At 41.6% G+C, this 25,329-nt stretch carries 20 protein-coding genes and 6 pseudogenes; 16 read left to right on the top strand and 10 right to left on the bottom strand.

The window, feature by feature from the left end; genetic code table 11:
* Window positions 1–118: 118 nt before the first annotated feature.
* Both F988_RS15675 and mutS read right to left on the bottom strand, forming a co-directional pair.
* Window positions 119–283, bottom strand: a pseudogene (locus tag F988_RS15675) (hypothetical protein).
* A 9-nt stretch (window positions 284–292) separates the two neighbouring features.
* A complete protein-coding gene (mutS, locus tag F988_RS03370) occupies window positions 293–2,965 on the bottom strand; it encodes a DNA mismatch repair protein MutS (protein ID WP_004681052.1) in 2,673 nt (890 codons plus the stop codon).
* 224 nt (window positions 2,966–3,189) lie between these two features.
* Between mutS and F988_RS03365 the strand changes: the two genes are divergently transcribed.
* Window positions 3,190–4,557 (top strand): tyrosine-type recombinase/integrase, encoded by a 1,368-nt coding sequence (locus F988_RS03365; RefSeq protein WP_004681050.1) that lies wholly within the window; start codon window positions 3,190–3,192, stop codon window positions 4,555–4,557.
* 199 nt (window positions 4,558–4,756) lie between these two features.
* Window positions 4,757–5,023: pseudogene (locus F988_RS14310) on the top strand (IS30 family transposase); the annotation flags it as partial.
* A gap of 115 nt (window positions 5,024–5,138) precedes the next feature.
* On the opposite strand, the gene F988_RS03355 reads toward F988_RS14310, so the two are convergent.
* The 3 genes from F988_RS03355 to crp form a co-directional block, all read right to left on the bottom strand.
* On the bottom strand, window positions 5,139–6,167 hold the full coding sequence (locus F988_RS03355; RefSeq protein ID WP_082187168.1) for an IS701 family transposase: 1,029 nt from the start codon (window positions 6,165–6,167) through the stop codon (window positions 5,139–5,141).
* 101 nt (window positions 6,168–6,268) lie between these two features.
* Complete coding sequence (locus F988_RS03350) at window positions 6,269–7,045, bottom strand: M48 family metallopeptidase (protein WP_004677951.1); 777 nt, start codon at window positions 7,043–7,045, stop codon at window positions 6,269–6,271.
* 216 nt (window positions 7,046–7,261) lie between these two features.
* Window positions 7,262–7,969, bottom strand: coding sequence for a cAMP-activated global transcriptional regulator CRP (gene crp, locus F988_RS03345; protein ID WP_004681047.1), 708 nt, complete (start codon window positions 7,967–7,969; stop codon window positions 7,262–7,264).
* A 147-nt stretch (window positions 7,970–8,116) separates the two neighbouring features.
* Here crp and F988_RS03340 point away from each other — a divergent pair, with 147 nt between their 5' ends.
* Window positions 8,117–8,545, top strand: a complete 429-nt coding sequence (locus F988_RS03340; RefSeq protein ID WP_004681045.1) for an OsmC family protein — start codon at window positions 8,117–8,119, stop codon at window positions 8,543–8,545.
* Between the two features lie 62 nt (window positions 8,546–8,607).
* On the opposite strand, the pseudogene F988_RS14305 reads toward F988_RS03340, so the two are convergent.
* A pseudogene (locus tag F988_RS14305) lies at window positions 8,608–8,745 on the bottom strand (M23 family metallopeptidase); the annotation flags it as partial.
* A 217-nt stretch (window positions 8,746–8,962) separates the two neighbouring features.
* On the opposite strand from F988_RS14305, the gene clpB reads away from it, so the two are divergent.
* The gene (gene clpB, locus F988_RS03335) at window positions 8,963–11,542 is read left to right on the top strand and encodes an ATP-dependent chaperone ClpB (RefSeq protein ID WP_004681043.1); all 2,580 of its coding nucleotides are present in this window, start codon (window positions 8,963–8,965) and stop codon (window positions 11,540–11,542) included.
* Between the two features lie 171 nt (window positions 11,543–11,713).
* Window positions 11,714–12,202, top strand: a complete 489-nt coding sequence (locus F988_RS03330; RefSeq protein WP_004681042.1) for a hypothetical protein — start codon at window positions 11,714–11,716, stop codon at window positions 12,200–12,202.
* 113 nt (window positions 12,203–12,315) lie between these two features.
* Here F988_RS03330 and rlmKL read toward each other — a convergent pair whose 3' ends face one another.
* Window positions 12,316–14,520, bottom strand: a complete 2,205-nt coding sequence (gene rlmKL / locus F988_RS03325; protein WP_004681040.1) for a bifunctional 23S rRNA (guanine(2069)-N(7))-methyltransferase RlmK/23S rRNA (guanine(2445)-N(2))-methyltransferase RlmL — start codon at window positions 14,518–14,520, stop codon at window positions 12,316–12,318.
* A 248-nt stretch (window positions 14,521–14,768) separates the two neighbouring features.
* Here rlmKL and F988_RS03320 point away from each other — a divergent pair, with 248 nt between their 5' ends.
* From F988_RS03320 to F988_RS03285, 10 genes and pseudogenes are all read left to right on the top strand, one after another.
* On the top strand, window positions 14,769–15,143 hold the full coding sequence (locus F988_RS03320) for a hypothetical protein (protein WP_004681038.1): 375 nt from the start codon (window positions 14,769–14,771) through the stop codon (window positions 15,141–15,143).
* Window positions 15,144–15,262: 119 nt separating this feature from the next.
* Complete coding sequence (locus F988_RS03315; protein ID WP_004681037.1) at window positions 15,263–16,279, top strand: aspartate carbamoyltransferase catalytic subunit; 1,017 nt, start codon at window positions 15,263–15,265, stop codon at window positions 16,277–16,279.
* A gap of 12 nt (window positions 16,280–16,291) precedes the next feature.
* Window positions 16,292–17,524, top strand: coding sequence for a dihydroorotase (locus tag F988_RS03310; RefSeq protein ID WP_004681036.1), 1,233 nt, complete (start codon window positions 16,292–16,294; stop codon window positions 17,522–17,524).
* A 184-nt stretch (window positions 17,525–17,708) separates the two neighbouring features.
* A complete protein-coding gene (locus F988_RS03305) occupies window positions 17,709–18,281 on the top strand; it encodes a hypothetical protein (RefSeq protein ID WP_004681034.1) in 573 nt (190 codons plus the stop codon).
* Between the two features lie 274 nt (window positions 18,282–18,555).
* Window positions 18,556–18,723, top strand: a pseudogene (locus F988_RS14975) (DUF1311 domain-containing protein); the annotation flags it as partial.
* A 35-nt stretch (window positions 18,724–18,758) separates the two neighbouring features.
* Window positions 18,759–19,418, top strand: a complete 660-nt coding sequence (locus F988_RS03300) for an IS1595-like element ISAba36 family transposase (protein ID WP_000782406.1) — start codon at window positions 18,759–18,761, stop codon at window positions 19,416–19,418.
* Window positions 19,366–20,328 carry a hypothetical protein gene (locus F988_RS03295; protein WP_004681032.1) on the top strand — a complete coding sequence of 321 codons (963 nt, stop codon included), beginning with the start codon at window positions 19,366–19,368 and terminating at the stop codon, window positions 20,326–20,328. The genes F988_RS03300 and F988_RS03295 overlap by 53 nt, the downstream gene beginning before the upstream one ends.
* Before the next feature lie 128 nt (window positions 20,329–20,456).
* Window positions 20,457–21,239, top strand: a complete 783-nt coding sequence (locus tag F988_RS03290; protein ID WP_004681031.1) for a Rossmann-like and DUF2520 domain-containing protein — start codon at window positions 20,457–20,459, stop codon at window positions 21,237–21,239.
* 229 nt (window positions 21,240–21,468) lie between these two features.
* Window positions 21,469–21,578 (top strand): annotated as a pseudogene (locus F988_RS14970) (formate dehydrogenase accessory sulfurtransferase FdhD); the annotation flags it as partial.
* Between the two features lie 87 nt (window positions 21,579–21,665).
* A complete protein-coding gene (locus F988_RS03285) occupies window positions 21,666–22,607 on the top strand; it encodes a Dyp-type peroxidase (RefSeq protein ID WP_004681030.1) in 942 nt (313 codons plus the stop codon).
* Between the two features lie 62 nt (window positions 22,608–22,669).
* On the opposite strand, the gene trmB is transcribed toward F988_RS03285, so the two are convergent.
* The gene (gene trmB, locus F988_RS03280) at window positions 22,670–23,386 is read right to left on the bottom strand and encodes a tRNA (guanosine(46)-N7)-methyltransferase TrmB (RefSeq protein WP_004681029.1); all 717 of its coding nucleotides are present in this window, start codon (window positions 23,384–23,386) and stop codon (window positions 22,670–22,672) included.
* A gap of 261 nt (window positions 23,387–23,647) precedes the next feature.
* Between trmB and F988_RS03275 the strand changes: the two genes are divergently transcribed.
* The gene (locus tag F988_RS03275) at window positions 23,648–24,259 is read left to right on the top strand and encodes a glutathione binding-like protein (RefSeq protein WP_004681028.1); all 612 of its coding nucleotides are present in this window, start codon (window positions 23,648–23,650) and stop codon (window positions 24,257–24,259) included.
* 58 nt (window positions 24,260–24,317) lie between these two features.
* Here the strand turns inward: F988_RS03275 and F988_RS03270 are convergent, their stop codons facing one another.
* A complete protein-coding gene (locus F988_RS03270; protein WP_004681027.1) occupies window positions 24,318–24,662 on the bottom strand; it encodes a hypothetical protein in 345 nt (114 codons plus the stop codon).
* 88 nt (window positions 24,663–24,750) lie between these two features.
* Window positions 24,751–25,329 (bottom strand): annotated as a pseudogene (locus tag F988_RS03265) (IS3-like element ISAba14 family transposase); the annotation flags it as partial.

Below are 25,329 nucleotides of genomic sequence, written 5' to 3'. Positions count from 1 at the left end.
GGCAAAAAAGACCGATAGAAACAATTCCTTTTATTGATATTTATTATTCGTATCAATGAAATGGACTTATTTATATGACTTTTGTTGATAATAAGTCTCAACAACAAGGTTAATCGACTTATTTATGCTTTTTCTTTAGCCCACCATCACCATCTTGTTTATTGACCGTTGCCCAGGCTATACGTTCAGCATCTTAGCGCCCTTGATCCAGTTCGTTTTCCTCAATATGCTTCGCCTATCTTTTATGTTTTGCTGTGTAGGCAGATTTATCTCCACGTGACATTTTGATGGATTAGCTCTCAACTGTTTGAGCTGTCTTAGATAATGCCTTTAATTGATAAAGCTGTTCAAGTGCCTGACGTGGGGTTAATTCATCGACATCAATGTTTTGTAACAACTCCAGTGCAGGTGAATGGGCTTGCACTTCAATGATGCGCTCAACAAAGTGAGTTTCGATTTTATTGTCAATTGCACTGAATAAATCAGTCTGTACAGTATTTTGCAAATGCTGGTGCTGTTGTTTTTCCAGAATCTTTAAACGTTTTTGTGCTTCTTTAATCACATTGGCTGGAATACCCGCCAGTTTTGCCACCTGCAAACCATGACTCTGACTCGCTGGGCCATGCTGAACCTTATGCAGCAAGATTAGATTGCCGTTTAATTCCTGCGCCGTAACATGATAGTTATCAATACCTGCTTCACCACCCAGTTCAGTTAATTCAAAATAATGTGTTGCAAACAGGCACAGGCATTTCACACGTTTGGTCAAGTCAAGCACACATGCCCAAGCTAAAGAGAGACCATCATAAGTACTCGTACCACGACCCACTTCATCCATCAGCACCAAAGATTGACTGGTTGCATGATGTAAAATTTGTGAGGTTTCAGTCATTTCCACCATAAAAGTAGATTTGCCTGTAGAAAGGTCATCAGCAGAACCAATACGGGTAAAGATACGGTCAATCGAACCTAATTTTGCTGATTTGGCTGGAACAAAACTGCCGCAGTAGGCAAGTAGACTAATCAGTGCTGTTTGACGCATGAACGTTGATTTACCACCCATGTTTGGCCCCGTGATAATGGCCATACGATGCTGGGAATCAAGGAATGTATCATTTGGTGTAAAAGGTGTCTTATTTAAGGCTTCAACCACAGGATGGCGACCACCCTGAATTTTGATACTGGTTTCTGGGGTAAATTCAGGTCGAGCCCAGTTATTGAGACGTGCCTGATGGGCAAAATTGGCGAGAACATCAATATGGGCAATTGCTGCACTCATCATTTGTAGATGGGCAATATTTTGGCGTAACTCATCCAGCAATGATTCAAATAGGAGTTTTTCACGCGCTAATGCACGGGATTCGCTCGAAAGTACCTTGTCCTCAAAGCTCTTGAGCTCTGGAGTGATATAACGCTCGGCATTTTTTAAGGTTTGACGGCGAATATAATCGGCAGGTGCCTGCTCGGCCTGAACGCGTGTCAACTCAATATAATAACCACTGACACGGTTATAGCCGATTTTTAGGGTATTGATGCCTGTCCGTTGACGTTCCTTAATCTCAAGGTCAATCAGGAACTGCCCAGCATGATCACGAATTTTGCGTAACTCATCCAGCTCATCATCATAACCCTCAGCAATGACATTACCATCACGCAACAGCACAGGTGGGTTCTCAACAATCGCCGCCATTAAATGTTGGTGTAGGCTCTTAAAATCGCCAAGTTCCTGATCAAGTTGAGTCAATAATCTGGATTGCTGTGTTTTTAAAACAGGTGTTAAAGCGTGTCGTAAAAATGGAATTTGTGCACATGCTTGACGCAGTTGAACTAAATCGCGTGGACGTGCACTACCCAGAGCAACACGGCTCAGTACCCGTTCAATATCACCAATTTCTTTTAATACTAAACGTACAGGAGACTCATGAAACCCTTTTAATAATTGCTCTGAGGCATCTAATCGAGCATCTAATATAGCAGTATCACGAATCGGCTGCATCAGCGTTCGGCTTAGTAAACGACCACCCATTGCGGTTTGGCAGTCATTAATCAGTTGAAACAGTGATGTGCCATGATCAAACAAAGGCTCAATAATTTCCAGATTGCGGCGTGTAATTGGGTCAAGTGCAATAAAGTCGGTACTTTGCTCAATCTGAATGGAGCGAATATGCGGCAAGGCTGTTTTTTGGGTTTCTTTGGCATAATGGATTAATGCCGCCGCCGCTGCTTTTGCCAGTGGAATTGGGTCCAATCCAAAACCTGACAAGGTCGAAACTGCAAACTGGTCACATAAGGTCTTTTGTGCATTATTTAAGTTAAAATCAACGTTTGGACGTTTGGTAATTGGACATTCCAGATTTTTCTTAATCTGTTCAATGATGTTTTGGTCAATCAGGTCTTCATCAATCAGGATTTCACTCGGCATTAAACGAGCTAGCTCAATCGCTAATTGTTCTGGCTTATAGTCTTGTTGTTGAACTTTAAAAATACCCGCGCTCAAATCAAGTAATGCAAACCCAATTTGATTTTGTTGAATACATAAAGCAACGAGATTTGAAGACTGATAACTGCTAAGTAATGCATCATCAGTCAATGTGCCTGGAGTGAGAATGCGAACAACCTTACGTTCCATAGGTGCTTTACCGCGAGAACCTGCGTTCTCGCCTTCACCAACCTGTTCACAAATGGCAACGGTGCGGCCTGCTTTAACCAGACGGGCAAGATAACCCTCAGCAGCATGATAGGGCACACCTGCCATTGGGATTGGTTCGCCATTGGCTTTGCCACGATGGGTGAGGGTAATACCTAAAAGTTTAGCTGCTTGATGGGCATCTTCAAAGAATAATTCGTAAAAGTCGCCCATACGGTAGAACAATAGCGCATGTGGATAGTCTGTTTTGACTTTGAGGTATTGCTGCATCATTGGTGTGTGGTTGGAAAAGTCTGCTATGCTATTATTATCTTTCATTGGTATTAAATCCTTTGTTTTCAATGTGTTTAATAGTGTATAACATAAACAGAGTATCCGAGGGTTTTGGATGAAATCTAAGCAAATACAGCCTAAGCCAAAACATTAGTGTAGGTTTTAGTGTGGGTTGTTTTAGTTTAAACTAGCCATCATTCCTTATCAATATTGGAAAATGGACAGCTTGAAAGGATAACAAATAATTCAATCTTCTTGTGAGGTTTAAAGTGGTTCGCTCAATAGATCAACAAACGACAATAAAAAAAGCACTTTCAGCGAAAGCCATTGAGAAGATGAAAGTGGGTGATCCTGACAAGGCTGATGTCGGTGAGTACACAGGATTACGGGTACATTGTGGTAGAACGGGAATGAAGACTTTTTTCTACCGTTATCGTAGTCCTGTGGATGATTCCATCAAACAATACAAGATCGGAAATTTCCCCCAAGTTACACTGGCAGAGGCAAGGATAGAACTCACTCGTTTAAAAGCTGAACGAAATCAGGGGATTTGTCCAAAATATAAAAAAGAACAAGAAAAGCTTCAGCAACAGATTGAACACGAGCTTGCACAAAAAGATATGTCTCAACTCACTGTACACCAAATGATAGAGATGTATTTGACTGAGGTGATTGAAGATCACTGGATTACTGATCCTCGAACAGGTGAACGAAAAAAAGTTTTGGGTGTGCGTAAGCCAAAAGGTCAATCTGAAACACGACGAACCCTGTATGGAGATGCTGTACGGGTTTTGGGTAATCGTATTGCTTTGGAAGTGACCCGAAAAGATGTGGTGGCTTTAACCAAGGAAATTATTGATCGTGGTTCTAATGTGCAGGCTGGACGAGTATTGTCCGAGTTGACGTTGGCGTATGAATATGCCATTGGCTTGGAGCGATTTCCAGCCAATTTTGCTAATCCTGCTCTATTAGCCAAAATGAGTATCAAGCAGTCAAGACTGAAAGTAACCTGTAAAAAGGGCACACGGGTTTTAAATGATCAGGAATTAAAACGTGTATTGGCCTGGCTGCCCACATCAGGATTTACTACCCATCAAAAACATATCCTTTATTTAACGCTATGGACAGGTTGCCGTACTGGAGAATTGTGTGATGCTCAATGGAGGGATTTTGATTTGGATCAAGGAACATGGCATCTGAAAGCTTCAAAAAATAGCACTGAGCGTTATGTTCAATTATCAAGGCAATGTGTCAATTTTTTACGGAATCTATATAAACCAGATCAGGAATATTTGTTTGCTTCGTCTCGAACAGGGTTGCCCATCCAACAAAAGTCCCTAACAGAAATAAAGTGGCAAATGAAAAATCCAGATAAAGTTAAGACTAATTTTCGTCCTGAACAGCTTTGGCTAACAGATATTGATGACTGGAATCCGCATGATTTACGCCGAACAGTGAGAACAGGTTTATCCAGATTAGGCTGTTCTACAGATATTGCAGAAGCAGTTTTGGGACATTCCAAAAAGGGAATTGAGGGAACATACAACCTACATAATTATGAAGCCGAATGTGCAGAGTGGTTGCAGAAGTGGGCGGATTATCTGGATGAAATTATAAATAATAAGGCTCTAGACTAGGGTCTGTTGAGAATTACCGAGAGTTAATTACACTCGCGCACAATTGAGGGTGTAAATAATTCTGTGTAAATACAGGAGGGTGTAAATAATTCTGTGTAAATACAGTTTTAAAAATACTTGGTTACACGCTCTTCAAACATGATACTAAAGCGATTCATGGCAGCTTTTCAGCCAGAAAATTTGCTGAACTCATTAAACAGAACTGCGTAAAACGTTGACCTATGACCGTGGACGTGAGATGGCAGAACATAAAATACTTGAAGAAGATTTAGGCATAGATGTATATTTCTGTGACCCACATTCACCATGGCAAAAAGGCACATGCGAAAATATGAATGGTTTAATTAGGCAATATTTACCTAAAGGGATTGATTTAAATCAGGCGGATCAGCATTATTTAAATCAAGTTGCCATGTCACTGAATACTCGTCCTAGAAAAGCGTTAGATTGGCTTACACCATTAGAGTAATTTGCTCAGCTTGTTGATTATCATAAGGCTTTTGAAACTGTCGAACATCATGTTAGAATTCGCCAACTGTCCAGAAAATAGAACAATTATAGTATCTAGGACTTACGCACTGTTATTTATAGACTCTCTGTGGTAGCAGATGATTTTTATCGAGAATAAAGTCATCAATGAAGTTTTTGATCATTGGTCTAAATAATTTCTTCTGCCAATGATATACATTTTCAAAGATCCCCTCAAACTGGTTCTTTTGTATCTCGACGTAGGCCATCAAGGCTGAAAAAATATGATTCAAAATCAGTTTAGACCGTCTTACTTGAAACTTTTTAATATGACAAACCTGTTTAATCACTCGGTGATATTGTTCTATTTTCCAATGACTTGAATGTAATTCATGAAAACCCTCAAAGGACAATAAATCATCTTCATCTTGATGCACAATATAAAACCTCTGCTGTTCTTTTAACTGAGTCTTAAATAATTGTACAAAGCCAAAATCTTTGAGCCAGACCACTTGACCCTGATGGAAATCTGGCAATAAACGCAGTTGAAACCATTGTCCTTTTTCTGGGGAAACCTTACGGTTACAGTCGATACCAAACATAAATCGAATACCATGTTTTCTTATGGTTTTTAGATTTCCAGTCGATGAATACCAACTATCACCTGTAATAAATTGAATCTTTGCACCCCAACTAAGTACTTCACTTAACATATCCATAAAGTAATCATTCTTGGTTTTACCCTCAGATTTGTCATAAATTCGGAAATTAATTGGAATATTTTGACCATTCTGATCTGTCGCATACAAGGTAATGAGATTAATCCCCTTGACGGATCGGTGGTGTTTGCCTGACCAAAAATAGCTAACTAAGTCCATATGTTGACTATATGGTTTATCTAAAACAGTATCATCAATACTGACTATAAGTTTATTATTATCAATATGTTGAATTGCTTCTTGATATAGGTCGTGAGGTGTGTAGTCTTCACGCTCTAGAAAGCGATTTACACTATCATGCGAGATATTATAAGTCTCGGCAAGTTGTGTGCAGCTAATAGAGTTCGGTTCTGTCATGAGAAAGCCCATATAAATGGGTAATGTACAAGTTGCTGTAGAAGCATGTTTAGTTCGTCTGATCACAGATACTTTATAAACTATTTTAATACTTTTTTGAATCCGTCAATGCGTAAGTCCTAGTATCTTGAAATAGGCCTTTCTTGTAAGAAAGGCCATAATGCTTATTAACGGCGTTTGTTATACACCGCCATCGCAGCTGGCAGGTTTTTACGCATATCGCCAATACGCTGTGTATTCGATGGGTGTGTTGACAAGAATGAAGCACCGCCCGCACCATCTAAACGATTCATTTTTTCCCAGAGACTAATGGCTGCATTTGGGTTATAGCCCGCTTTTGCCATCAGCATTAAACCGCCATAATCGGCACGGCTTTCAAGATTGCGCGAATAAGGCAGACCAATACCAATTTGACTGCCCAAATTAATTGCGGCATTGCCTAGATCGCCGATATTGGTACCCGCATAAGACGTACCAATGCCAATCGCAAGGTTGGTCAGTGCCTGCGCACCAATCTTACTCTTTGCATGTTCTTCAAGTGCATGGGTCATTTCATGGCCCATGATTGCTGCAATTTCATCATTACTCAAATTTAGCTTGTTGACAATACCTGTGTAGAACACCACTTTACCGCCTGGTGCCACATAGGCATTGACGCTATCAGACTTTAATACCGCCAGTTGCCAGTCAAAACGTTGACCTGTTTGATTGAGTTGATCAGCATAAGGTTTCAGGCGCAGGAACACACTATTAATACGTTGATAGGTACTTGAACTGGTATCCAACTGGTTTTTGGCACGTGCTTCCTGAGTCATTTTTGCAAAACTTTGTGCAGATTGCGCATTCAGGGTTGCGCTGTCTGCACCCGCCATATCTGCAAATGAGGCACAGCCTGAAATGGTCATTACAGTGATCGCACAAAAGCTTAAAGCCAATTTTTTCATACTTATTTGCTCCAAATCAGTATTTTATGAATATCGTCATGATTAAGGAGGATTATAAAAAAATGTTTATAACGCTTTACATTCCGAATGGCTCTATAATCATTGTAATTATGTAATCACTATTTTGTCATATTGCATGAATTTTCACATAAATTGATAAAATTAAAGCCAGTGTTTTTGCACTGGCTTTGATAGTGAGACAGAAGCCTGATGAAATCAATCTTCGTCGTCAAACTCCTCTTCAGAAAAAGCATTTTCTTCTAAAGACGTATCAAAAATTAAAATGGCCTTACCCTCAGTCTGGATCATGCCCTGATCTTCAAGCGTTTTAAGCACACGGCCAACCATTTCACGTGAACAGCCCACGATACGGCCAATTTCCTGACGGGTAATACGAATCTGACGACCATTTGGTAAAATCATTGCCTCAGGTTGAGCAGATAAATCAATTAAGCAACGAGCAATACGACCAGACACATCAATGAACGCAAGGTCAGTCATTTTACGTGTGGTGTTCTTGAGACGGCGTACCAACTGGGCAAATACTGCATAGCTTAGGTCAGGGTATTGCTTGCTTAACTCATGGAAATTGTCGTAGGAAATTTCAGCAATCTCACATACATCTCGGGTACGTACTTCTGCGGTACGTTGAGGATTCTTTTCAAAAAGACCCATTTCACCAAAGAAGTCGCCTGGGTTGAGGTAGGCGACAACAATTTCACGCTCATCATCTTCACGTAATATAATTGACACTGAACCTTTTAAAATTAAATACAGTGATTTTGATTCAGTTCCAGCATCAATAATCGTGGTGCGTTTAGGGTATCTGTTAATATGAGCACGTTTTAGCAAAGCCTTTACTGACTCAGGCAGTTGGCCTGGAGATAAAGCATCAGTGCTAAGTTGTGAAAAATTTGAAGTCATGCTTAAAATTTCCGAATTTGGATGAAACCGATCGCACAGGCTTTGTTAAAGCCTTTTCTACACAGAAGAGATGAAATTCCTTATCAACTCATTTTATGTTAGTGTACAAGAACTAGGTAAATTTATAACGTTTTTTGGGTAGTTGCAATGCAAACAAGTGTACATTGGTTAGAGAATGTTGCTTTTGAAGCGAAATCGGAAAGTGGCCACAGTGTGGTGATGGATGGTTCCGCAGAATATGGAGGTGAAAACCGTGGTCCACGTCCTATGGAATTGATTTTAATGGGACTTGGTGGTTGTGCTTCGTTTGATATTGTGACCATTTTAAAGAAATCCCGTCAAGATGTCACAGATGTTGTATGTCACTTAAAAGCCGAAAGGGCAGATGCAATCCCAGCCGTGTTTACAAAAATCCATCTACACTTCATTGTGACAGGTAAAGCGGTAAAAGCCAAGCAGGTTGAAAAGGCAGTTGAACTGTCAGCGGAAAAATACTGTTCAGCAAGTAAAATGCTTTCGGATGGTGGGGTGGAAATTACCCATGACTTTGAAATTATTGAAGTGGATAATGCCTGATTGTTAAATATTTCTAAAAAGTGATCTATTGCCATAGATTACTTTTTTATAAGTTTATGTTTTTACTTTATGAACAATTGTGGATCTACCCGAGCATTGTTCAGGCTCATTCCCCAATGTAGGTGCGCGCCCGTCACACGCCTAGTTTTCCCGACCAGTCCAAATTGTTCACCCTGACGAATATGCTGTCCTTTTTCCACATAAAAGTACAATAAAGGTTCTGTGCAAATTGGAAAAGACCGAAAATTTATACAAAACATACTTGAAATATATTATTTATAGACCCATATTGTTACTGAGTGTTATCCATATTTTGTTTTATAAGATTTTGGAAAAACATATAAATTTTATTTGAAAATCTAAAAACTGTTCGCATCTTAGTGATAAGTTAAAAATTTGTTGTGAGGAATAACAAGAATGCGCTTTGAAAAATTTACAAACCGCCTACAGCAAGCACTCTCAGATGCACAGTCACTGGCAATAGGCAAGGACCATACCGCAATTGCAGGGATTCATATCCTTATGACATTGCTGGAAGAACCTGCTAACCAGAGTCTGTTGCAGCAAGCAGGGGCTGATTTACCCACCTTAATGCAAAAACTGAATCAGGCATTAAATGATGCTGCAACGATTAGTAATCCGACGGGTGACGTCAATTTAAATCCAGAAGCGGTACGCATTTTAAATTTAGCTGATAGTTATGCACAAAAAGCAGGGGATGAATTTTTATCCACTGATTGGGTGCTATTGGCATTGGCTGAACAGGGTGAAACCAAAAAAATTATTGAAAGCTCAGGTGCAACTGCACAGAAATTACGTGCAGTCATTGAAAAAATTAGAGGAACAGAAAAAGTGACCACCAATAACCATGAAGATCAACGTGACTCACTCAGTAAATATACCATTGATTTAACCGAGCGTGCCTTGGCAGGCAAGCTAGACCCTGTGATTGGGCGTGATGATGAAATCCGCCGTACCATTCAGGTGTTGTCACGCCGTACCAAAAATAACCCTGTGCTGATTGGTGAACCTGGGGTCGGTAAAACCGCGATTGTAGAGGGCTTGGCACAACGCATCGTCAATGGTGAGGTGCCTGAAAGCTTAAAGAATAAACGTGTGCTTTCACTGGACTTGGGTTCGTTGCTAGCGGGTGCAAAATATCGTGGTGAGTTTGAGGAACGCTTAAAAGCGGTGCTGAAAGACCTTGCCAAACATGAAGGCGAAATCATCTTGTTTATTGATGAGCTGCATACCCTTGTAGGCGCGGGTAAGGGCGATGGCGCAATGGACGCAGGTAACATGCTTAAACCTGCGTTGGCGCGTGGTGAACTACGCTGTGTTGGTGCTACCACTCTAGATGAATATCGCCAGTATATTGAGAAAGATGCAGCGCTTGAGCGTCGTTTCCAGAAAGTGTTGGTGGATGAGCCAAGTGTGGAAGATACCATTGCGATTTTGCGTGGTCTTAAAGAGAAATATGCAACCCATCACGGTGTACAAATTTTGGATTCCGCGATTATTGGGGCGGCGAAAATGTCACATCGTTACATCACTGACCGTCAGTTGCCAGATAAAGCGATTGACCTGATTGATGAGGCGGCTTCACGGATTAAAATGGAGATCGACTCTAAGCCAGAGGCACTGGATAAGCTTGATCGCCGTCTCATCCAGTTGAAAATGCAGTTGGAAGCGGTGAAAAAAGATGAAGATGCAGGCAGTAAGGCTGAAGTCAATCATCTTGAGCAGCAAATTGCTGAAAAGCAGAAAGAGTACAATGATCTGGAAGAAATCTGGAAAGCTGAAAAAACACTGGTTGAGGGTGATAAAAAAGCCCAGATCGAATTGGATCAAGCACGGGTTGCTTTGGAAAAAGCCAAACGTGAGGGTGATTTGGCGGAAGCAGCACGCCTACAATATGGTGTGATTCCAGAGTTACAAAAGCGTCTGGAACAGGCGGAAGTTGCTGAGGAAAATGAGGAACCTAAACTCATTCGTACCAAAGTGACCGAGAATGAGATTGCTGAGGTGGTCAGTGCGGCAACAGGTATTCCTGTAACGAAAATGTTGCAGGGCGAACGTGAAAAACTGCTCCAGATGGAAGAATTTCTGCATAAACGTGTGGTGGGTCAGGATGAGGCGGTGGTGGCGGTTTCCAATGCGGTACGCCGTTCACGCGCAGGTTTGTCTGACCCGAACCGCCCAAGTGGATCATTCCTGTTCCTTGGCCCGACAGGTGTGGGTAAAACCGAGTTGACCAAGGCATTGGCTAACTTCCTGTTTGACAGTGATGATGCCATGATTCGGATTGATATGTCTGAGTTTATGGAAAAGCACTCGGTGAGCCGTTTAGTTGGTGCGCCTCCAGGCTATGTGGGCTATGAAGAGGGTGGTGTTTTAACCGAAGCGGTACGCCGTAAACCATACAGCGTGGTGTTGTTTGACGAGGTGGAGAAAGCGCATCCAGATGTGTTCAATATCTTGCTACAGGTGTTGGATGATGGTCGCTTGACGGATTCACAAGGCCGCGTGGTGGACTTTAAAAACACGGTCATCGTGATGACCTCGAACTTGGGTTCACAAGATGTACGAGAACTGGGTGAGGGGGCCACTGATGATGAGATTCGGGCAGTGGTGATGAATGCGGTTAGCCAGCATTTCCGTCCAGAGTTTATCAACCGTATTGATGAGGTGGTGATTTTCCATCCACTGCAAAAAGACCAGATTCGTGCTATTGCGGATATTCAACTGGAACGTTTACGTTCCCGCCTCAATGAGCGTGATATAGGCTTGACTGTGGATGACACGGCATTTGATCTATTGATTGAGGCTGGCTTTGACCCTGTGTATGGTGCACGTCCGTTAAAACGTGCAATTCAGCAACAGGTGGAAAATACTCTGGCGCAGAAGATTTTATCTGGTGAGTTCCAGCCTGGAGATAACATCCTGATAAAAGCTGAGGATGGTCATTTGGTGTTTGAGAAACTCAAGTTGAGCTAGGCAAAAAATTTAACGGCCAATGTGTAAAAAGATGGTGATGCCAATCACCATCTTTTTTTATATGAGTGCAACTGGTCAGATTTTTTGGGGAAAAGTACCAATAACATTGCGGCTTGATGAAAAACTTGATAGTTTCAGAACAAATAAGAAAAAAATTCAGGATGAATTGCAATGGAAAATAAGCAACATCATTACACGGACCGCTGTGTAATTTTGTTTATGATCGCTTTATCTTCAATGGGGCATGCTGCACAACCATTGAATGAAGTAAATCTGGCACTACAAACAGGCGTGCTGAATAACGCATTGCCGAGCATCATTGTAAAAGCCCAGCAGGATGTATTAAAGCCAGAGGAAGAACGCTGGCGTGCACAACGTGTACTAAGCGATCAAAATCTCCGTGATGTACGGATTAAAATTCTATCAGAAAGCGTTTTATCACCTTATCAAGAGCAGAAAAGAAACACTGTTTCGGATGGGCGAGATAAAAAAGCTGCAACCATTAAACCTCATGCAGTCGCTCCAGATCGTTTGATGATTTATGAGTTTAATTCAGATAATGTACACACCTATGAGTTTTCTGATACCTATAATACTGCTGGCAATCAGGTAGATATTGAGGGGCGTGTTACAGGTACCGTGACTTTAAATAAGAAATAATACAATTTATTCGAGAATTTATTTTTTCTGTACATGATATAATACTCAAAATTTTAAACTGATAAGTGAAGCCACCATTCGAGTTAAGACAAAATGGTGGCTTGTTTTCAGTTTCAAAGTTGTTGGTGTTTTATTTTCCAGGCACGATGAATTTTTTGATTACGTTTGAAATCTAGTCCAATGGTTTCAGAGGTAATTTCTTCAACATCGTATAGGGCTTCAAGTTCCTCATCCAATTCGAAACCTCTATAGTTATTTGAAAAATATAGTGTTCCCTCACTGTTTAGACGGTTCATTGCCCGTTTAAGCAGTGAAACATGGTCACGCTGTACATCAAATGTTCCATAGAATTTCTTTGAGTTTGAGAAAGTCGGTGGATCAATAAAGATCAGGTCATATTGCTCATGACCCTCTTTTAACCATTCAAAACAGTCACTGGCAAAAAACATATGCTGTTCATCTGCATGGTCTACGGTTAAGCCATTCAGTACAAAGTTTTCTTTAGACCAACTCAGATAGGTGTTGGATAAGTCAACACTGGTGGTACTGGCTGCGCCACCCAATGCGGCATGCAAGCTTGCAGTTGAGGTATAGCTATACAGGTTCAGGAAATGCTTGCCACGCGCTTCCTTGGCGATTCGAAGACGAATCTGGCGATGGTCTAAAAATAGACCTGTATCCAAGTAATCGGTTAAGTTGACTAAAATTTTGGCATCACCTTCCTGAACGATAAAGCGTTTAGAGGCGGTACTTTGTTTGGTGTATTGATTGGTACCTGTCTGTTTTGCACGGGTTTTAATAAATATGGCATCACGTTGTAAGCCAGTCACAGCACGGATTGCGGCAAGTGCAAGGTTAAAACGTTTTTTGGCTTTTTCAGGATCAATGGTTTTAGGTGGCGCATATTCCTGAACATGCAATCTATCCCCATATAAATCAACGGCAACGTTGAAGTCAGGCAAGTCGGCATCATACAGACGTAGACAGTAGATATTTTCTTTAACTGCCCATTTTTTTAAGGCCTGCATGTTTTTTTGCAAACGGTTGGTAAAATCCTCAGCACCCTCGATTTTTTCAAACTGTTGTGGTTGCCATGTTGCCAAAAAGGGTTGGGTGACAGTTGCTGGCTTGATGGTGCCAAAACGCACGTAGATTGGTAATTTACCATTCATTAAACGTAAGGTTTGTGGGTCGTTAAATGCCAGTACATCTGCCTGTTCAACCTGTGCGGCAATAATTGCGGCACGCTGGTTTGGAAAATTCTTCTGTAATAGAGCCGATAAACCCAGATATAAAGAGCGGTTTGATGCTTTATCTCCCAAACGTTCCCCATAAGGAGGATTGGTCACAATAAAGGCTTTCTTGCCCTCGGCATGAAAGTCATCCCAGTCCGCTAAGGTACGTTCTTCAATCTGGATTTGGTCAAGCAGTTTTTCAAAACCCGCAGCAATGATATTTTGGCGGGTGGCCTTGACTGCTTCCCAGTCTGCATCGTAAGCATAGAATTTAGGTAAAGCCTGTTCCAAAGCTTTTTCATGGCGTTCCGCTGCTTCAGCCTTAAGTGATAACCAGAGATCACGGTCATGCCCATGCCAGCCATTAAAACCAAAACGTCGAACTAGGCCTGGCGCACGATCTGTTAAAATCATGAGGGCTTCAATGATGAATGTGCCTGAACCGCACATTGGGTCAAGAATAATATCGGGTTGATATTGTGCTAATTGAGCTTTTTGTAGAATTGCCGCTGCCAGATTTTCTTTAATTGGCGCATCGGTCATAAAACGGCGATAGCCACGTTTATGCAGAGAATCACCAGATAAATCCAGACAGTAGGTGTGTTCAGTTTTACCTGCCAACACATAAAGTGTAATTTCAGGCTGCTTGATATCAATACTTGGGCGTTTACCCACTGCTTCCATAAAGGAATCTACAACGCCATCTTTAACCCGTAAGGTGGCAAACTGGGTATTGACCTTAATTTCACGTTCAACATGCAGGCGCACTGCAAAGGTGCTTTGTGGAGCAAAAATTAAAGACCAGTCAAAACTGATTGCACCCTCATAGAGTTCTTCCGCCACATCACGGGCATCATGCGAATGTTCCAACTCATGTCTATGAATGGGCAAAACGACTCGTGAGGCAAGGCGTGACCACATACAGACCCGATACGCCTGTTCCAGTGTGTCCTTAAAAATCAAACGTCCCGCAAAACGTTGAATGTCATGAATACCAAAGCTTTCCAATTCTTGTTGTAATAAGGTTTCCAGTCCATCCGCACAGGTCACCCAATATTCTGTTAGACGTGGTTTAGCGTTCATTCAATGTTCCAAAGCGGTTTTAGCAATCGGCTATTTTAACTGATTTTTACCTGTTCTGTCGGCGCATATTTGTGTGATCGTCAGCTTTATCATCTATTAAGAGGTTTTTTTAAAGTGATCTGATGTTTGTTTATAATTTCTGCACGTGGGGCAGGGCATTTTTTACTTCATTTTAATAATTGGTACAGATTTTGCATTTCTTTAGATAAATTATCGTTAAATACTTCTCCCAACGATGTGAGGACGTTATGAAAGAAAGCATGAATAATGAAGTGATGGTCAGTGCCGAGGCTTTTGCAACCGCAACCCAAATGTATGTCCGTTTAAGACGGGTATCCAGTCGCGTGATTGACGTGATGTACTTGGTGCATAACAAGGAATATGCACAACATATTGTGGATATTGCCCTGGCAACACAGGATGCCGAGCTGGCCCATTATGTTGAGCGCTTGCGTCCGTTAATTGACCTATATCCTGAGCCAGCTCTCGCCTTGGTTGAAACTAAGGTGGAAGCTGAGAAAGAACAGCCTGTTGAGGAAAATGACTACTATTCAATAGAGGTGACTGACGAAGAGATTTATCAGGCACAGGTTCATCATCACTATATTGGTGCGCTGCGCTAGCCGAATCTGTTGCAACTCTCTCATTTAATGCAACATAACGGTGAAAAGTTGTTCTGCGAAAATACAAGAATTGGGCTACACTATGCAGGTTTTGGTGATTCGACCCATAGGAATCCATTATGCATATTGCAGCCCTGCATCAACCGAGTCAGGTTCAACTGAATCAGCAAGGAAATTTAAAACACTTTTTAACCATTGAGGGCCTTTCAAGGGAAAGCCTGACCAAGATTTTAGATACAGCACAAAGCTTTTTAGATGACAATAATAACCTGATCAACCGTCCCTTATTAGAGGGTTTGACGGTGATGAATCTTTTCTTTGAAAACTCGACCCGTACCCGAACCACCTTTGAGGCTGCGGCAAAACGTTTATCTGCAAATGTCCTGAATATTGACATTGCACGCTCAAGTACTTCAAAAGGTGAAACGCTGCGGGATACGCTTTGGAATCTGGAGGCGATGGCGGCCGATATTTTTGTGGTACGTCATTCATCTTCAGGTGCCGCACATTTTATTGCCAAAGATATCTGCCCTAAAGTTGCCATTATTAATGCGGGTGATGGTCGCCATGCACATCCGACCCAAGCAATGCTGGACATGCTGACCATTCGCCGTGAAACCAAGAAACCATTTGAACAACTCAGTGTGGCCATTATCGGTGATATTAAACATTCACGGGTGGCACGTTCAGACGTTGCGGCATTACAAACGCTGGGCTGTAAGGATATTCGTGTGATTGCGCCGAATACCTTGCTACCTGTGGGTTTTGATGAGTATGGTGATCATGTGCGTTTATTTAACCAGATGGATGCAGGCGTGACAGACTGTGATGTGATTATTGCCTTGCGTATCCAGAACGAGCGGATTGATTCACCTGCCTTAGCGTCACAGTCTGAATTTTATAAAATGTACGGACTTAACAAAGAACGTCTGGCTTTGGCAAAACCTGATTGTATCGTGATGCACCCAGGGCCGATGAACCGTGGTGTTGAAATTGATTCCAGCATTGCCGATGGTGACCAGTCCGTGATTCTCAAGCAGGTCACCAACGGGATTGCGGTTCGTATGGCTGTATTGGCACTTGCAATGCAAGGACAATTACAGGAACAGGGTTTAATTGATGTGATTGCACTGTAAGGGATAGCTCACATGAGTATTGTAAAAATTGAAAATGTCCGTGTGCTCGATCCAATTCAAAAAACTGATCTGGTTAAAACAGTTTTTATTGAAAACGGAAAATTGGTTGAAGCCGTTGATCAGGTGGATGAAAGCATTGATGGGCAGGGTAAATGGTTGATGCCAACCATGGTGGACTTGTGTGCGCGTTTGCGTGAACCAGGTCAGCAGCAGCATGGCACCTTGAAGTCGGAAGGCAAGGCAGCCCGTGCCAATGGGATTCTGCATGTGATTACCCCACCAGATTCAAAGCCAATTGTGCAGGATAATGGTGCCTTGATTCATGGTCTCATTGAAAAGGCACAACTCGATGGCGGTATCTATTTGCAGATCATTGGCGCACAGACCCAGGGTTTAAATGGAAAACAGCCAGCCAATATGGCGGGTTTAAAAAAAGGTGGTTGTACAGCCGTTTCCAATGCCAATGCAGCCTTTGAAAATGATGATGTGGTGATTCGTACCCTTGAGTATGCTGCTGGTTTGGGGCTGACGGTGGTGTTCTATGCGGAAGAACCGCAAATTGCCAAAGATGGTTGTGCGCATGAGGGCTTTATTGCCTCACGTCAGGGCCTGCCAATGATTCCTGCGATTGCAGAAACAGTGGCGATTGCCAAGTATCTACTGATGATTGAAGCGACAGGTGTTAGGGCTCATTTTGGCCTGTTGTCCTGTGGCGCGTCTGTGGAGTTGATCCGAGCTGCCAAGGCCAAAGGATTGCCTGTGACTGCCGATGTCGCCATGCATCAGTTACATTTAACTGAACAACTAACAGATGGTTTTAATGCACTTGCGCATGTGCGTCCACCGCTGCGTTCCGAACAGGACAAGGCATTATTGCGTCAGGGTGTGAAAGAGGGCGTGATTGATGCGATCTGTACCCATCATGAACCATTAAGCAGTTCTGCGAAAATGGCACCTTTTGCCGAAACACAGTCTGGAATCACCGCTTTTGATACTTATGTGGCACTGGGTGTGCAACTGGTAAACGAGGGTGTATTTGAGCCACTGGAATGGGTGGAAAAAGTCACTTCGATTCCTGCACAGGTGGCGAATATGTCACAGCGCTGGCAACAGGAGGCAGGCTGGGTGCTGGTTGATCCATCATTGCAATGGGTAGTTTCCAAAGCCTCAATTCTTTCCCAGGGGAAAAACACCCCATTGATTGGACAGCAACTGACAGGTAAGGTGATTGGTATATTTGCCTGATAATTATCATAAAAGGCAGAATAAGTTGACTGCACCTTATTCTGCTTTGTAAAATGTGATGTAAGTGTTGTATTGAAAGTTTATAGAACAGATTAAAACTAAGAAAAATTCATTAAAGTAATAACAAATATCTAAGGCTCGGCTAATACGATAAAGCGGTTGAATGGAAATTGGAGTAAAGTATATGTCTATAAATCCAATCGAGTTACTTAAACAGAAAGTTTCATCGGTCATCGTCAATGACCAAACTTGCCTGGTCAATGAAAAAAATGCCATCTTATCAAGATTCTACCCAATTCTCTTAAGTCGTTTTTTAGCAAATCCAGAACTGATTGATCAACTTAAGGAAAAGCTAAGGCCTTGTCTATCTGATTTACTGGAAAATAATAATCAGGTGATCAATTCATTGCTTATACATCTTGCCGCTGGAAAACTTTCAGTTACAGAAGTAGAGACCACCTTAAATCGAGCAATTCCTAAAAGCTTGGCTGTGCTTTCAGCTGAGGTTGGCCATGAGGCCATCTATATTATTCATTATCTTAGGGAGCATAGTGTGTCGATTCAGGCACTGTTGCCTGTTTGGAGTGCCGAGGTGCTTTTACCTTTAAATCAGCTTAAATTAAACGAACCTGAACAGTCAGAAGAACCCTTGCCAGAAATGCCACCTGAGCCTCATAGGCATCATCGAATTTTCCCATTTTTTGCCCTGTTTGTTGCCAGTTTTTCACTCATTTGGTTATACCAGTTAGTGAGGTGAAAGATGGGGACATGTGATTCACTGGCAGATAATGCAACAGAAGAGTGGCGTTTTAAAAACCGCAGTATTGAATTTTCAGTAAGCCCTTAACCAGTTATTTAAGCAATGCTTGAAAAGCGTTATGGCGACATAACTTTTTTTATTTTGACCATTTACTTTAGCTATTTAATTATAAATAGGACTGTTTAAAGTAAAATAAAGAAAAAACTCGAAAATATGCTTTTAAATTGAGTAGAATACGCCAGAAAAAAACAAGACAAGAGGGTGATTCTAAATGAACAGGTTTTTTATATTTACAACTTTGACAACGACAATGTTATTGGTGGGTTGTAATAAATTAAAGCCAACTGAGAAAGCCGAAGACACCGCAACGGCTGCTTCCGAGTGGAGCTGTACCAATCAGGAAAATCTCAACCATATTCAGGCGGCGTTGAAAAAAGAATAGGGGCTGTAGTAGATTAGCAGAAGTGCTACTCTATGAAAATGAAGATAAATCGTTGTAAATTAGATAAAAATACCCAAAGAAAGCTTGTCGAGTTCTTTGTTGCTGAGGTAACAGCTAGAACTGCGGCCAATTTGCTGGATATTCAGCCTAATACTGCGGCACTATTTTATAGAAAAATACGTGAAATAATCATGTACCACCTTGACCAAACTGCCGATGATATTTTTGAGGGAGAGGTTGAGTTAGATGAAAGCTACTTTGGTGGCACTCGTAAGGGAAAGCGTGGGCGTGGTGCTGGTGGAAAAGTGGCTGTATTTGGTATACTAAAGCGCGGTGGTATGGTTTATGTCAAGGTTGTCCCTGATACCAAGTCTGATACATTAATGCCTGTTATTACACGTAAAGTAGCGCCTGATAGTGTGGTTTATACTGATAGCTATCGAAGCTACAATGTGCTTGATGTTAATTGTTTTTATCATGAGCGAATTAACCATTCTAAAGATTTTGCAAAAGGTCGAAATCATATTAATGGTGTAGAAAATTTCTGGAATCAAGCTAAACGCATCCTAAGGAAGTACAATGGGATTGACCGAAATGCCTTTCCATTGTTTATTAAAGAATGTGAGTTTAGATTTAACTATGGGAGTCCAAAACAACAGCTCGAAATACTGTTGGATTGGACGGGTATTTGACCTTATCTACTACAGCCCCAAAGAATATTTAAAACAGATTGACCGTAGTTTAAGACAAAGTGACTACCAGTCTGACTATGACATTCTTGATAAAATCAACAAGGGACTCAAGTTTGAAATTACCAATGTGCGTACTTTAGAGGCTGAGAGTGGGGAAGCATCAACAACCAAATTAAACTGCGAAAGCCAGTTGGTGATTTCTTTCCCGAAAGGCTTACAGAAACGTGCAGAAAATGCCTATTTTGAAGAACAAAAATATCAGGGTGATGGGGAGTGTGAAGAGAGTTGTAAGCCATATACCCTGAATGATCATTTTTCCGATAGCGAATATCCACTAAGTCTTGAAGATGACCAATTAAAAGGCGAGTTCTTGTATGACCTCACCAAAACGGATAAAGATGGTTTGGTCTTTAATATCCCAAGTCAGAACTCTGTGATTGAGGGTGTGGTGTTTATGGCAACAAGGGCGGTGCAGTATGTTGCTTATTTAAAGGAAAATCAGCGGATTGAAAAAGAAGGGGCAGCATATCAACAAGAGTATGATGCCAATGAGTCTGCTCAAACTGACTTGGCACAAAAAGCTATGGATGTGCGTAAAAAAGAGTTAGATGCTGAAAAAGCCAAACAGGTTGAGCGTTTAAATCAAGCTTGGGATCAATTTACGCCTGAGCAAAAAGCACAGTTGCAGCAAGACCAGTCCGACTGGTTTGAAAAACGCGATGTGGACTGTAAGGTGCTGTCACAAAAGAGTGTCTATGATATTGCTGAAAAAGATATGGAAACCTATCAAAAGCAGGCACGGTACTGGAATGATGCAATGCGTCAGCAGAATCAGGATATGCAATATACGCAATGTTTCACCAAGCGTACGGTTGAGCGTGTGGTTTACTTGAATAATGTGTTTAATTAACAGGTCTTTTTTAACTTTTAAACGGGTTGATTGAGATTTCTGCATAAAATCGAGCTATCCATAGCTCGATTTTATTTCTTGTATTTCATTTTGCTATGCTTGAGCAAATTTCCTGATAGAGAGCTGCTATGAAAATCACCCTCATTGGTTCTGGGCGTGTGGCAACCCATTTGGCGTTGGCATTACAGAACCAACATCAGATTGTACAGGTCTTTAGCCCTAAGCTGGCCCATGCGCAAAAGTTGGCGCAGCAGCTTGATGCACAGGCAATCGACAGTCCCTGCCAGCTTGATCCACAGGTTGATCTAGTAATTGTTGCAGTAAGTGATCAGGCCATTTCCCAAGTCATTTATTCAATTACTGGATATTTACCACAAAATTTGATCGTTCATACCTCTGGTAGTACCAGCCTAGCAGTCATTGAGCACACACATTCGCGGGCAGGTGTATTTTATCCACTGCAAACCTTTAGCTTTGAGCGTGAAGTGAACTGGCTGGAAACGCCATTGTTTGTGGAAGCAACTGAGCAGCAAGACTTGGAAGCTTTAACACAATTGGCAAATAGCCTAAGTAGCCAAGTTTATCAATACAGTTCCAAGCAGCGTCAGACCCTGCATCTGGCGGCAGTGTTTGCATGTAATTTCAGTAATTATTGTTATGACATGGCCCAGCAGATTGTTGAGGCTGAACAAGTTGATTTTAGCCTGCTTTATCCCCTGATTCTGGAAACTGCGGACAAGGCCACAAAGCATGATCCGAAAACCATGCAAACTGGGCCTGCCATGCGGGGTGACCAGAATATTCTACAGATGCATGGTCAGTTGCTGGCTGAGGCAGATCGTAAGGATTTACAGAATATCTATGTATTGCTGAGTGAGGGGATTTTTAAACACCACCAAATCAATGGATGAGTTAAGCTTTATGAATAAGCCTGTCATCTAGGCTGAGGCGTTTGGATATTCCAGAATGCATTAATGCAATCGAACATATTCAGCATAGTAAATGTTGCCTTTTCATGTTCAATCTAAAGCGAATTTTAGATAAAAATAGCTCAGATGAGGACGGTCGCATGGACAATTCAGAGCAAAAAAAGCATAAACAAGAGAATAATGGCTACGCTCAGCAGTGTTGTATGCATCATTGGCAACGATTTCTGCACCAACCAGTATGACAATTGAGATGGCAAAAAGGTCAATCTCACTTTGGCAAGTTTCTGCCGTGGCAATGGTTTTGTTTTATATACTGAATAAATCTTAAACATTTGTTTTTGAGCTGATACCTAAAACAAAATGATATGTGTAGGATAAGCGAACTGAACTCATCCATTCCGAAAAATTATGAATATATCTTTAAGACCACAACCTGTGATCAATAATCTTTCAGGTGAGAATGCCCTGTTTATTGTGTTGGGCATCAATACCAATCCTGATCACTCAGAAATTATTGACTTTTTGGCCAATTTCTCCGCTTTGGTACGTAGTCTGACCAACCGTTTTCCGCAGGGAAATTTCAGTGCTTCTGTAGGGATTGGTTCGCATGCCTGGGACCTTTTATTTCCCGAAATGAATAAGCCTAAGGAGCTTGTGCCGTTTCAGGAACTCAAGGGACCTCGACATACAGCGGTTGCAACCACAGGAGACCTGTTTTTTCATATTCGTGCCAACCAAATGGCGATTTGCTATGAACTGGCTTCCATTCTGCATGATCAGTTAAAGGAACATACCTATCCGATCAGCGAAACCAAGGGTTTTAGATACTTTGATGGTCGTGCCATTCTTGGTTTTGTGGATGGTACGGAAAATCCTGAACATGAAATTGCCAAGGATATTGCCTATGTCGGACAGGAAGATGTCGAGTTCCTTGGTGGTAGTTATGTCTTTATCCAGAAATATTTGCATAACATGGAGATATGGAAAAGCCTGACCACTGAAGAACAGGAAAAAGTGATTGGTCGAAAGAAATATGATGATGTTGAACTGGGTGATGATGTGAAGCCCCAAAATGCGCATAATGTGGTGAGTAAGGCACATGATGCAGAGGGCAACGAGTTAAAAATTCTAAGGGCCAATATGCCATTCTCCAATCCAACCGAGGGGGAATATGGCACGTTCTTTATCGGTTATTCGCGCTCATTCAATATTACCAAGACCATGCTGGAAAATATGTTTCTCGGTAAGGGAAATGGTCACATTGATCGTTTACTCGATTTTAGTACCGCCGTTTCAGGTAGCCTGTTCTTTGTACCTACCTTTGATTTTCTAGATGATTTGGGTGACTAAAGCATATTGCATTTGGTGTAGGGACAGACGGTAATCTGTCCGCTATGAATTAAATTCTGATGTTAATTGATTTTCTTAAACAGGAAATCATTAATTTTATGGCCAGACTCAATACCACGGCGCTCGAATTTGGTAACTGGTCGCCAGTCAGGGCGAGGGTAGCTTTGACCTTTACCTGCCACATTTTCCAGATTCGGGCGATTATCCAGAACGTCCAGCATCCATTCCGCATAGGGTTCCCAATCGGTTGCCGCGTGGAATGTACCACCCAACTCCAGCTTTTGTTCAACCAACTGCATGCGCTCATGGATAACGAAACGACGCTTGAAGTGACGCTTTTTCTGCCACGGATCAGGGAAATAGAGTTGTACACAGTTAATGCTATTGTCAGGCATTTCACGAAGTACCTGAATTGCATCTGCATCCAGTACCCGTAAATTCTTTAATCCCGCCATACCTGCTTCATAAACACATTGTGCGATACCAGGAACGTGCACCTCAATACCGACAAAATTACGTTCAGGATTGGCCTTTGCCATAAGCACCAGTGAGCGGCCCATACCAAAACCAATTTCCACAGTCAGTGGGCGTTCTGGCTGTTCAAAGTGCTGACGCAGGTCGCCAACAGGATATTCCAGAATTAAGCCACGATAATCTTCGAGCGCAGTGCGTTGAGATGTGTTGAGTGGAGCTGAACGACGCATAAACGTCACAATTTCACGATGCTCAGGTAAATTGTCAAGTTCCGTAATTTGCGTTTCTAACTGATCGTTTGACATGATTCTGGGGATATAAATTATAGAAATGCCGTATTGTAAGTGTTCAGTTGATCAAGTCAAATTTTTAGTGAGATTTTGACATGGTATCGTCACGTTTAGCGCTTAACATCGGGATAGAATTTTTATAAACAGCACATCAATGGCAACTTAAAATGCGTGAAAAGTACAAAAACATACTTTTTTGCAAATCAGTAACAAACAAAGCTTGAAAGTTTGGATGAAGCATTTTAAAACATTAATGTTAAATAACAAGGATCAAACATGAAGTTGTATTATTCACCAGGTGCCTGCTCATTGGCGGCCCATATTATTTTAAATGAAATAAATGTAGATTTTGATTTAGAACGGGTAGATTTAAAAACACATAAAACTTCAAAAGGTGCAGACTATTACGAAATCAATCCAAAAGGTTATGTTCCTGCATTGGAAATCAACCCAGGTTTGATCTTAACTGAAAATGTAGCCATTTTACCGTTTCTGGCACAGCACGATCCAAAACAGGACTTGATCCCTCCATCAGGCATGGGGCGTGCAAAGGTGCTTGAATGGCTGGGTTATCTTAACTCAGAGCTGCATGATGCCTATGCGGTATTTTTCACGGGCAAATTGACCGATGATGAAAAAAACAGGGCCTATACTGAAGTTGATCGTTTATTGAAATATATTGACAACTATCTGGCTGAATCAGAGTGTGATTATCTGGTGGATGATAATTTTGGTCCAGCAGATGCCTATTTGTTTGTCATTACAAACTGGTCAAATCATATCGAACATGATTTAACGCCATATCCAAATATTGTTGCCTTGCGCAACAAGGTCGCTGAGCGTCAGTCTGTACAAATTGCCATGCGTGATGAGGGCTTATTGGCTTAATTCCACTATACGCATAAAAAAAGCCTCTGTGACCAGAGGCTTTTTACATCAACAAATCTTATTGTTGAGCTTTTTCTTTCACATCAGCAGCGCCTGACTCTACCGCACCAGCAACTTTTGCGGTTGCATCACGGGCAGCAGCCTCAGTTTTTGCAGCAGCTTCCGCAGTCGCATTCGCAGTATGATCGGCAGCAGCATCAATTTGATCACCCGCATTATCAACTGCGGTCGCAACATTGTCAGTTGCTGTTGCTGTTGCGTCTTTGATGTCAGCACCAGCCTGTTCAGCAGCGTTTTCTAAATGTTCACCCGTAGTTGCACCTGTTTCAGGCGCTTTATCTTTATTACAGCCCACAAGTGCAACAGTAGCAGCGAGACCTAATGTAACAAGTAATTTATTCATTTTTCGTTCCTTTTCGTTGTGGCATCCAGAGGTGGTCCCACTTGTTTGAACAACTAAAAGCGTATTTATAAGTGATATTCCGCTCTAGTTAAGCCACCTTGTTTTGTTGGGGTAGCTGATCATAGTAAAACTCATTTGGTGTCATTTTGTCTAGACTCGAATGAGGTCGTTTCAAATTATAAAACTCAAAATATGCACTTAATTGCTTTTTCGCATCTGTGACACTGCTATAAGCTTTGAGATACACCTCTTCATATTTAACGCTCCGCCATAATCGTTCAACCATCACATTATCTACCCATCGACCTTTACCATCCATACTGATTTGAATGCCATTTGATTTCAATACATCAATAAATGCATCACTGGTGAACTGACTGCCTTGGTCTGTATTCAATATTTCAGGTGATCCATATTTTTCAATCGCTTCATTTAAAACCGAAATACAAAAATCCACCTCCATACTAATCGATACCCTATGCGCAAGTACCTTGCGGCTATGCCAATCAATCACAGCACATAAATAAACAAAGCCTTTTGCCATAGGGATATACGTTATATCCGTAGACCACACTTGATTACTGCGCTGAATAGCCAACCCTTTGAGCAGATATGGATATTTACGGTGAGCTTGATTAGCCTGGCTTAAATTTGGTTTGCAATATAA

The sequence above is a fragment of the Acinetobacter parvus DSM 16617 = CIP 108168 genome, assembly GCF_000368025.1.
GTDB classification, from domain to species: Bacteria; Pseudomonadota; Gammaproteobacteria; order Pseudomonadales; family Moraxellaceae; genus Acinetobacter; species Acinetobacter parvus.
The sequence above is the reverse complement of the archived record's forward strand: the minus strand, read 5'-3'. Positions and strand labels throughout refer to the sequence as shown.

What these genes read in the sequence shown, in the direction of transcription:
- mutS (WP_004681052.1), bottom strand. Translation starts at nt 2,965, where the DNA reads ATGAAAGATAATAATAGCATAGCAGACTTTTCCAACCACACACCAATG.
- F988_RS03350 (WP_004677951.1), bottom strand. Translation starts at nt 7,045, where the DNA reads ATGAAAAAATTGGCTTTAAGCTTTTGTGCGATCACTGTAATGACCATT.
- crp (WP_004681047.1), bottom strand. Translation starts at nt 7,969, where the DNA reads ATGACTTCAAATTTTTCACAACTTAGCACTGATGCTTTATCTCCAGGC.
- F988_RS03340 (WP_004681045.1), top strand. Translation starts at nt 8,117, where the DNA reads ATGCAAACAAGTGTACATTGGTTAGAGAATGTTGCTTTTGAAGCGAAA.
- clpB (WP_004681043.1), top strand. Translation starts at nt 8,963, where the DNA reads ATGCGCTTTGAAAAATTTACAAACCGCCTACAGCAAGCACTCTCAGAT.
- F988_RS03330 (WP_004681042.1), top strand. Translation starts at nt 11,714, where the DNA reads ATGGAAAATAAGCAACATCATTACACGGACCGCTGTGTAATTTTGTTT.
- rlmKL (WP_004681040.1), bottom strand. Translation starts at nt 14,520, where the DNA reads ATGAACGCTAAACCACGTCTAACAGAATATTGGGTGACCTGTGCGGAT.
- F988_RS03320 (WP_004681038.1), top strand. Translation starts at nt 14,769, where the DNA reads ATGAAAGAAAGCATGAATAATGAAGTGATGGTCAGTGCCGAGGCTTTT.
- F988_RS03315 (WP_004681037.1), top strand. Translation starts at nt 15,263, where the DNA reads ATGCATATTGCAGCCCTGCATCAACCGAGTCAGGTTCAACTGAATCAG.
- F988_RS03310 (WP_004681036.1), top strand. Translation starts at nt 16,292, where the DNA reads ATGAGTATTGTAAAAATTGAAAATGTCCGTGTGCTCGATCCAATTCAA.
- F988_RS03305 (WP_004681034.1), top strand. Translation starts at nt 17,709, where the DNA reads ATGTCTATAAATCCAATCGAGTTACTTAAACAGAAAGTTTCATCGGTC.
- F988_RS03300 (WP_000782406.1), top strand. Translation starts at nt 18,759, where the DNA reads ATGAAAATGAAGATAAATCGTTGTAAATTAGATAAAAATACCCAAAGA.
- F988_RS03295 (WP_004681032.1), top strand. Translation starts at nt 19,366, where the DNA reads ATGGGAGTCCAAAACAACAGCTCGAAATACTGTTGGATTGGACGGGTA.
- F988_RS03290 (WP_004681031.1), top strand. Translation starts at nt 20,457, where the DNA reads ATGAAAATCACCCTCATTGGTTCTGGGCGTGTGGCAACCCATTTGGCG.
- F988_RS03285 (WP_004681030.1), top strand. Translation starts at nt 21,666, where the DNA reads ATGAATATATCTTTAAGACCACAACCTGTGATCAATAATCTTTCAGGT.
- trmB (WP_004681029.1), bottom strand. Translation starts at nt 23,386, where the DNA reads ATGTCAAACGATCAGTTAGAAACGCAAATTACGGAACTTGACAATTTA.
- F988_RS03275 (WP_004681028.1), top strand. Translation starts at nt 23,648, where the DNA reads ATGAAGTTGTATTATTCACCAGGTGCCTGCTCATTGGCGGCCCATATT.
- F988_RS03270 (WP_004681027.1), bottom strand. Translation starts at nt 24,662, where the DNA reads ATGAATAAATTACTTGTTACATTAGGTCTCGCTGCTACTGTTGCACTT.